This is a genomic window from Candidatus Micrarchaeia archaeon, assembly GCA_041653315.1.
Taxonomy (GTDB): Archaea; Micrarchaeota; Micrarchaeia; order Anstonellales; family JAHKLY01; genus JAHKLY01.
In genome coordinates this window covers 1-8,616 of sequence record JBAZFO010000045.1, presented here as the reverse complement: position 1 = coordinate 8,616, position 8,616 = coordinate 1, and the positions used below count along the sequence as shown (strand labels likewise).

General features: G+C 25.3%; 12 protein-coding genes. 9 read left to right on the top strand and 3 right to left on the bottom strand.

The genetic code is table 11. From position 1 onward, the window contains the following. Positions 1–112: 112 nt before the first annotated feature. From WC356_06910 to WC356_06900, 3 genes are read right to left on the bottom strand one after another with little or no spacing between them, the layout of a single operon-like run. Complete coding sequence (locus WC356_06910) at positions 113–1,120, bottom strand: hypothetical protein (GenBank protein ID MFA5382873.1); 1,008 nt, start codon at positions 1,118–1,120, stop codon at positions 113–115. Positions 1,121–1,174: 54 nt separating this feature from the next. Continuing rightward, positions 1,175–1,531, bottom strand: a complete 357-nt coding sequence (locus WC356_06905; GenBank protein ID MFA5382872.1) for a type II toxin-antitoxin system PemK/MazF family toxin — start codon at positions 1,529–1,531, stop codon at positions 1,175–1,177. After that, entirely contained in the window at positions 1,506–1,808 is a 303-nt protein-coding gene (locus WC356_06900; GenBank protein MFA5382871.1) for a hypothetical protein, read from the bottom strand. The genes WC356_06905 and WC356_06900 overlap by 26 nt, the downstream gene beginning before the upstream one ends. Positions 1,809–1,826: 18 nt before the next feature. Between WC356_06900 and WC356_06895 the strand changes: the two genes are divergently transcribed. The 9 genes from WC356_06895 (at position 1,827) to WC356_06855 (ending at position 8,578) form a co-directional block, all read left to right on the top strand. Continuing rightward, the gene (locus WC356_06895; protein ID MFA5382870.1) at positions 1,827–2,369 is read left to right on the top strand and encodes a nucleotidyltransferase domain-containing protein; all 543 of its coding nucleotides are present in this window, start codon (positions 1,827–1,829) and stop codon (positions 2,367–2,369) included. Beyond that, entirely contained in the window at positions 2,369–2,797 is a 429-nt protein-coding gene (locus WC356_06890) for a HEPN domain-containing protein (GenBank protein MFA5382869.1), read from the top strand. Before WC356_06895 ends, WC356_06890 begins: the two co-directional genes overlap by 1 nt. Before the next feature lie 160 nt (positions 2,798–2,957). Next, the gene (locus WC356_06885; protein ID MFA5382868.1) at positions 2,958–3,092 is read left to right on the top strand and encodes a hypothetical protein; all 135 of its coding nucleotides are present in this window, start codon (positions 2,958–2,960) and stop codon (positions 3,090–3,092) included. Then, a complete protein-coding gene (locus tag WC356_06880; GenBank protein MFA5382867.1) occupies positions 3,089–3,412 on the top strand; it encodes a Fic family protein in 324 nt (107 codons plus the stop codon). The genes WC356_06885 and WC356_06880 overlap by 4 nt, the downstream gene beginning before the upstream one ends. Positions 3,413–3,564: 152 nt before the next feature. Continuing rightward, entirely contained in the window at positions 3,565–3,933 is a 369-nt protein-coding gene (locus tag WC356_06875) for a hypothetical protein (protein ID MFA5382866.1), read from the top strand. 37 nt (positions 3,934–3,970) lie between these two features. Next, the gene (locus WC356_06870; GenBank protein ID MFA5382865.1) at positions 3,971–5,413 is read left to right on the top strand and encodes a right-handed parallel beta-helix repeat-containing protein; all 1,443 of its coding nucleotides are present in this window, start codon (positions 3,971–3,973) and stop codon (positions 5,411–5,413) included. Between the two features lie 54 nt (positions 5,414–5,467). After that, complete coding sequence (locus WC356_06865) at positions 5,468–5,899, top strand: hypothetical protein (protein MFA5382864.1); 432 nt, start codon at positions 5,468–5,470, stop codon at positions 5,897–5,899. A gap of 102 nt (positions 5,900–6,001) precedes the next feature. After that, positions 6,002–8,107: a hypothetical protein gene (locus WC356_06860; protein ID MFA5382863.1), complete on the top strand. Its 2,106-nt coding sequence runs from the start codon at positions 6,002–6,004 to the stop codon at positions 8,105–8,107. After that, a complete protein-coding gene (locus WC356_06855) occupies positions 8,108–8,578 on the top strand; it encodes a hypothetical protein (protein MFA5382862.1) in 471 nt (156 codons plus the stop codon). The last annotated feature ends 38 nt before the right edge of the window (positions 8,579–8,616 follow it).

Below are 8,616 nucleotides of genomic sequence, written 5' to 3'. Positions count from 1 at the left end.
AATCTAATCCTGGCATATACCCATATCTCATATAATATTTATAAACTTCTGGGTATTAAAATTTTTCTGTTCTCAAACTTCCGGTATTCATTTGTATAACAAACAAATAAATCTATTTCTTAGCTTTTTGTTTAATAAAACCAAGATAAATAATTCCAATTAAAACAAATATTAATATTACTAATACTCCAATAATTAAACTAAAAAAATTATTTTCTTCAATATTATTGTTTTTTTGTTCTTTTACTTCAATTATCTGTGGTTCCTCAATCTCTTCTTTTATAATGCTAAAGGAAGCTTTACCAAGATCTAAACTTTTAGTTCTTGTTATTCCTTGAGTATCTTTAAATGAATATGATAATGTTCCATAATAAATTCCATTTAATACTTTATTTTCTACATTTAAATTTTTTGGGGTTAGTGTAAATTCAAAGGATTTGACTGACTCTTCTAAATTATAATTTCCAGTTAGATCAAATTTAAAATAATTTGATTTAACATTAAAATCTTCAGAATTTAATTTTAATGTTACTTTATTAGCATCTATTTGGTTTATGTTTATAATTTTTCCTTTAAGAGTAATGTTCATTTTATCTGTTACATTAATAGGCAACTCTTCGATATTAATCTCTAGTTCTGGATAAAAAACACATAAATCCATATCTGTAACAATCATTCTTAAAGGTTGATTTTCAATATAAGATAAAATATGTTTAAAATGCTCTTTTTCAAAATTAAATATGGCTTTTGCTGCTGTTATTTGCATATTTTTACAATATCCACTATTACATATTTGATAATTGTTCAATAATATCCTACCATCCGACATACTTGGCCCAGTTCTTAAATTAACATAAATAGTATCAGATATTTGGGCATCTATAGGAGAAAGATCAATATAATAATTATAAAGTATTCTTTCTTTTCCTTCATCTACTATCCTCTTATAATTATTAAATATCTCTCCTTCATCTAATATTTGAATGCAACCAGTATGAACTTCATTAGGATTTAAAATTACCTCTATCTCTCCTGGTCCCAAATCATTTATTGTGTGTGCCCCACAAAAAGAAAAAACAATAAATAATATAAAAATTGTTATTAAAATATCTATTTTCATTTTCCCCTCCCCTTTCTAAAAAATCATTTTAAAGTATTTTTTAATAATTTAATCCTACAAATCAAAAACTACTTTAAGTTTATTTTTAATTTCTTCTAATTTTTTATCATTTATTTTATCTATTCTTTTATTTATTAAAATACTATCTAAAGTCAAAATAAAATCTGTTTGGATATAACTATTTTTAAGTAAAGATTTTTTTTCAGTATCTTCAATAGTCAATGGCACAAATAAATCTTTTTCAGTAATTTTAAAATGAGATGTGATTTTTAATAAAATAACATCTTGAGAATTTAAATTTGATGAATTTATAACAAGTGCAGGCCTTAATTTTGAACCTGAAATATCTGAAAAGGGAAGTTCAACAATAACTATATCTCCTTGATTAAAGGTTGAATAATTCTTCTGCATTATCCCAACCTTCTCTTTCTGCTTTTCTTAAACTTAGTAATTGTAAAGATTTTGATTCTACAAGTTCGTCTAAAACTTCTTGAATACTAATATTAAACTCTTGTAACATCCTATAAGTATTTGAATTTATATCTACTGATACTGTGGTCATTTCTTTCACCTTATAATATTTTAACATTGGAAGTATTAAAATCTTTCTATTCTCAAACTTCCAGTATTCAAAAGAATTTAAAACATACGTTCGTATAATAAAACATACGATAGTATTATAAAACATACTACATATACTAAATAAATGCTAAAAATATTAAAAACATTTAAAGGTTGGAAAGTAATTGAATATTTTCTTAAAAACCCAAATAAAATAATACATATAAAGGGGCTTTCAAGAGAATTAAAAATCAGCCCAAGAACTTCGGAGATATATTGTAAAAAATATTCACAACAAAATATACTTTCTTTTAAAAAATTTGCTAATACCTCCCAATATTCATTAAATAACAATCATTATTTAGTTAAATCCCTTAAACAAATGTTTATTTTATCTTTAATAAATGAAGCTGAAGAAATTAAACATTTTATTAAACAAAACAATATAGATTATTTATATTTATACGGCAGTTATTCTAAAGGAGAATATTCAAATATGAGCGACTTAGATTTATTAATAATAACCAATAATAAAAAATTAGATGTAGAAGAATTATTAAATTTTGGCGAGAAAAATGATTTAAAAATAGAAACTACAATATATACAATAACTGAATGGATTAAAAAAGAAAAATCAGAATTTGGTAAAAATATTAATAAAATTGAAATATATAAAAAGGAGATTTAATGGGATTGGATGAATGTTTTGAAAAACAATTGATAAAAAAAGATGAAACTGCAAAAAATAGAGTAAAAAATTCTTTATTAATAGCAAATGATTTTTTAGATAAAGCTAAAGGAAATATGGAAATGGAATATTATAGCGTATCTTTTAGTTTATCTTATAACTGTCTATTTCACTGTTGCAGAGCATTAATTTTTTCAAAAGGATACACTGAAAAAAGTCATGGATGTATGATTTTATTTTTAAAAAATGAATATAAAAACAATAAAAAAATTTATTCTTTTTTAAAAACAATAGATTCTTATAGAATTTCCAGACATTCAATACAATATGAAGGAGAATATGTTTCTGAAGTAGATGCAAAAGAAGCATTGATAGATTCAGAACAATTTTTAAAAGAAATTAAAAAAGAATTAAGATTCCTTGATTAAAGTTTAAAACTATAATGACCATTATACCTATGTGTATTATACTCAAATAAAACTAAATTTTTAAATTATATTTTTCTGATATTTTTGTAATAAAAGGTATACAAGCACACATAATAGATTAACAAATACTTTTTTAAAGATATAAAGATTCAAGTTAAATATGGATAAAAAAGAAAAAAGTATTTGGGTATTTAAAAATAGAGAAGAAATGCAAAAAAAATTAAATGAAATGCTCCATTTAATAGAAACTAATCCAGAGTGGAAACGCAGATATAAAATATTAGGGGATTTATGAATATGCAAAATATTACTGCTGAAATGTTTATTGAATTTAATAAAAAACAACATAATCATGGAATACCTATAAAAGCTTATGAAAATATTGCAGAATTACTTTTTTATTTTATACAAAAGCACCCATTTATTGATGGAAATAAAAGAACAGCTGCTTTTACTTTAGATTATTACTTAAATCAAAAAAATTACTATTTAAATGAATCTACAAAATTAAATTTAATTTTAAAATATGTTACTGATGAAGAATCAACTCCTAGTTCTATTTACTCTGATCTTAAAAAAATTATTTTAAGATATAACCAAAATGTAGAATTATAAAATTTGAAAGTAGGTTTTTTAAATATTCCATATAAATAAATTAAGTGATAATAATGAAGAGAGACAAAAAAACCAATAAAAAATTTAATATTAATCAAATATATTTACTTATAACAAACTTAAATTTTAAACTAGTTTTAGCTAGTATATTTATGTTCTTATCTTTATGGGGTTTATTATTTGCTGATATTGGAGATGGAAGTTTAGAATGTATATTATTAGCTTTATGTGATGATATTATGGGTATTATACCTTCACTAGCTTTCTTATTAGTTACAGCAGCTGCAGTTGTGTATGCAGCTGGACAATTATTTGATGCTCAAACAAGAGCTAAAGCACAGCAATGGGCTATTTCATGTTTAGTTGGCGCAGTCATAGGCGCAGTTATACTTTTTGTTGTACCTGCATTCTTAGGCGCTTTAATAAAAATGAGCGCAAGTGGTGTTACAGCTCCTAGTTGCAATGCTACAGGTTCAAGTACATTATGTACAGATGCAGTTGCAGATGCAATAGGTCCTTAAACTATACATTTTTAATTATATATAATATAATAAATTTATGAAAAATATATTAATAATTATACTTTGTCTATTAATAAGTCTAACTTATGCAGAATGCGTGAATTTCTCTTTTAACGTAGGTTGGAATTTTATTTCAATACCTGTTGAAAATTCAACAAATGTAAATACTTTATTTCCAGGAAACCTTGGAGTTATGGCCTGGGATGGAACTAGTTATGTTGATGTTTCTTCATTAGAACCTGGGAAGGGGTATTGGGTATTATATTCAAGTGATAATATAAAAGAAGTTTGTGGAGAACCTGTTTATGAAATGTGTATAAATATTACTCAACCTGGTTGGCATGCAATTGGAGCGCCTTTTAATACAACTCCAACAGCACCATATGAAATTTTTAGTTATAATAGATTAACCTCAACTTATGACACAAGTGTTTCTGAATTAGAACCTACAAATGGATACTGGTTATTAGCTACTTCAGCTTTAAGAGAAATTTGTTTTGGAGGAGAAATTATAATTCCACCTGAATGTGAAATCGATTCTTGTATGGAAATTGATTTACCTGGAGAATATAGATTATGTGGAAATATTACTTCAGATAGAACAGACCAATGTATCTTGATTTCTTCAGATAATGTTACTTTGGATTGTTTAGATTATAAAATAGATGGAGACTTAACTAGCACTTCAATTGAGTATGCAGGAATTAAAATAGATAATAAAGAGAATATTACAATTAAAAATTGTGAAATTATAAATTTTAGTAAAGGAATTAGTGGATTAAATTTGGAACAAAGTAAAATAGAAAATAATAAGATACATGATTGTACTAATTTGGGGATATTTTTACAAAATCCAAATTATTTAACTATATCAAATAATAAAATATATGATATTGATGACGGAGAAACTGAACCAGCATCTTACGATAATAATGAAGAAGGTATAAGGTTATTTGATATAGATAACTCTCAAATAAACCATAATATTATATACAATTGTACTGGATATGGAATTTATACTAAAAAAAACACTATTGACTTTATGTTTAATAATATTTTTATAAATAATTCTGTTTTATTCTCTTATTCTGGATATAGGTTGGAACAACAGCAAAATGCTACGTTTATTGATAATCTTGGAAACAATAATTCAAATAAAGGACTGGTTTTGTGGGGGGTTCAGAATAGTTTATTAGAAAATAATCAATTTCAAAACAATACTTATGGAATTTATGATGTGGGGTCTTGTTCTTACTCAAATATTAATGACTCTACATTATGCAATAATGTAATTTTAGATTTAAATATAACAACTGGACTATCTCACTTACATTTAGATAATAATAAATGTGATAATAGTCTTCCAAGTGATATTTGTAATTATACTTGTGGAACAAGATCAAAAAAAACAAATATTAATGAAATATCAAATGATAAATTATTTTCAATAAAACAACAGGAAAACTCTAAAAAAAGATAGAATAATTTATAAAGTTTATTAAAATTAATATATATTATCAAAGAGGTGTATTAAATGGATAAAATAAGAAGGGCAAAATTGTTTTTAACAAGTTTGTTAAATATTAAAACAATACCTTTAATGATCTTAGGTATGTTTTTTGTAATGAACTTTGCTTTTGCAGCAGATGGTTTAGCAGGATTACAAAACATATTTTTAGCATTGGCTTGTGATATTAAAACATTATTAATTCCTATTGGATTTTTATTAGTAGTTGCAGCAGCAGTTATATATGCAGCTGGACAAATAGGAAATGCTGAAATGAGAGGAAAATCTCAAGGATGGGCAGTATGGGCATTAGTAGGTGCTATTATAGCTTTTGTAATTGCTATGTTAGGACCAAGCTTAATAACTGCAATGTACAGCACTACTGCTATAAATTTTGGTACTGAATGTGGAAGTTGTAGTTTATCTAATCCTACTGCATGTGCCGCTATGGGTTCTTAAATTTTCTCTTTTTTTCTCTTTTTTTATTTTTCTTATAAATTCTTCTTATAAACAAAAGCGCGAGTATATTGTTTTATAAAGTTTTCTCTGTATAAAATCATTATGAAACCCACCATTTTACTATTAGGACTATTTGGCGCTTTATTATTAACAAGTATGATAAGCGCAGAAGCATTTAATATAAACGAATACTTATTTGACGATGAGAGTATTGACAATGTTAATTATGTTGATGTAGAAATAGATAATGAAAATTATACTATGGTTTACATAGGAGATAACCCAATTTTTATTTTAAAAGATGGAGAATTAGTAGAAGATAAAATTTTAGTTGAATCATTAGCTTGCGATTGTTGGGAAAAATTATATTATCCATCAGAAGAAGAAATAAATGAATTAAAAGGATATATTGAAGATTATAATGCTGGAAGACATGGAGAAGTACAATATAAAGCACCTCCTTTACATTTCAGTGATGCTGAAGGATATTGTGATAAAGCAACATATATGAATCAAGAAGTATTTGAAGGACATATGGGATGTATTGGAGAAGAAGAATGTGTTCAATTAGCTAATTTATTTTGTAATATGATAGATCCAACACACCAAATGGGTTGTGATCCTTATGTTTTAGGTGATGGTTTCACTCAATATTCAGAAGGAAAGTATGGAATGAACAAATATTATGGAGAAACAATTGAATTATTTAATGATTTAGATTCATCAAATATAGCAGAAAGATTAGATATTTATGAAGAAAAATTAGCAGATTTAAAAAATGCAGGTGAAGATTTAGTTTATAATGATTTAAGATTACCAGTTGGTAATGTTTATTCATGTGAAACCTGTGTGGGTTTTTGTCCTGAAATTCCTTTAGATTTTGAATTATTAGAAAAAGCTCAAGAAAAAGTTGATGAATTACAAGAAAAAGTAAAACCATTAGAAAATGAAGCAGAAAAAATACAATTGATAGCAGACAACACAGAAGATAGAATATGGTATTCAAAAGGAAAAGATTTATACCCATTATATAATAGTAAATATTCAACAGCTTTAAATGAAAATCAAGGAACATTAGAATGGGCAGAAGATACATTAGGAAAAGTAGTAAATGGAAATTTAGCAAATAAATATAATTCTGCTAAATTATTAAAAGATAATTTAGAAACTCAATTACAAACATATAGATTTGAAGATAATTTTGAACAACAAATAGAACAATTAAAAATTGAATTAAATGCATTAGAAGAATTAAAAAATGAAAATTTAACTACTGCATATGATAAAGCAGAAGATGCAAGATTAAAGGCCACAAATAAATTAATAAGAGCAAGATGGTATGTTGATGAAACAAATGAAAATTTAATAGCAGAATTAAATGAAGCTGGCTCTTTATATAATCAATATCAAGCTGGATATATAACCCCTTTAAGTGATGCACAATATGAATCACAAGAAATAAGATTTAATGAAGTATCACAAAAATTAGATAATGTAATCTCAAAATCACCAGGAGCAGGCGGAAGTTTAAGCGGAACAGTTAAAAAAGCAAATAATGAAGTAACAAAAACAGCTTATTCATTAATTGGTGCTTCAATGAATGAAGATAAATCTTTATTGCCGATAATACCTGCAATAGTATTAGTATCTATTAATTTTGTATTAATCGCATTATCAGTATTTATTTTTGTAAAAATAACAAAATCAAATAGAGCAATATTTAGAAAAAAAATAGTTTTAACAAGCTGGATAATTGTTTTAATTCTATTTATTGGAATTTTAATAATTGGATCAATTGCAGTATATAGTATGATAACTGGAAATTATGGTGCCGGCGATTATGGATCATTTGAATATTCATTAAGAGATAGTGATACAATAAATATTGTAATTGATGAAAGAGGAGCAGAAACTTATACTATATTAAGTATGGATAAATGCGCGGATTTAGTAAGATTACAATTAAATAATAAAAATATTAAAGAATATAGATTTAGCGGAACTCAATGTGCTTCTCCAAATGGAATAAGATCAATTGAAGAATGCGAACTAGAATTTGGATTAACCCCAACATATGTATTTGAATATAATACAGAAAAAAGCGGGTATTCTTTCCAAAATACTTATGGAAATGATGCTAAAACATTTGGAACAAAAGACATTTTTGATAAATGTGAAATTGGGTATGCTATATATTTAGGTGAGTAAATGGAATTAGACAGAAAAACAAAATGGATAATCATTATACTCATTGCTGTATTAGCAATAGCTATTACTTACTATATAGATTCAAATTCCTATGAGAAAAAAATGAATAATTATTTTGACAATTTAAAAGAGTCAACCGAAGTTGCATTAATAATGGACACTAGAAATTCAAATTCATTAGAAGTTAACCATAAAATAATGACTTGTGGTATAGGAATCGCAAGTGGAAATGTATTAGTAGGAAAAGAAATAACAATTTATGGAATTGATAATACTAAATGCATTATCTCATACCAAAATAACACGCATGATATAAATGCAACAATAGAAAAATGCGAAGATGAAATGAAAAATAAAATACAAATTTATATTAGATCTGGATCAGCAGATAAAACTATATTTGAACCAAATAAAATGTATTTAGACATTTCAGAATCTTTCAATGGAACGTGCGCTTTGCAATTCCAATAAACTTTTTATTTATACCTAAGAAAAGCTCCAATTCCATA